Below are 350 nucleotides of genomic sequence, written 5' to 3' on the forward strand. Positions count from 1 at the left end.
CCCACTCAGTCGATTACATGCCGTTTGTCCTCGTGTCCAGCAGTGGCCAGCTCTAATGCTATGCGCAGTAAGATGCTCCCAGCTGCCTGCGGCGCTGCCAAAACTTCGGCTAAAGTGACTGACCAGTTGCAACCAGCTATCTTGTTCAATACCCAGCTCATGTAATAACTTGGGTTCTTCGGCGGGAATATAGCCGCGCTTATCGTCTCGAATAGCACGCCCCGTCCAATCAACCAATTGCAGGTATTCTTCAAAATAAAACGGGATTTCATGAGGTTGGCGAGTATCGAATTGGCGCTCAAAGGGTAACAGTTCGGATTTCACAGTCTGGTCATTCTGCTTCGCTTTAT

The 350-nt window shown here is 49.4% G+C and carries 1 pseudogene; it reads right to left on the minus strand.

Annotated features, from left to right (window positions below):
• Positions 1–324, minus strand: a pseudogene (locus Q4519_RS22495) (alpha-amylase family glycosyl hydrolase); the annotation flags it as partial.
• Positions 325–350: the final 26 nt, after the last annotated feature.

It is taken from the genome of Motilimonas sp. 1_MG-2023 (genome assembly GCF_030547455.1).
Taxonomy (GTDB): domain Bacteria; phylum Pseudomonadota; class Gammaproteobacteria; order Enterobacterales; family CBDFNC01; genus Motilimonas.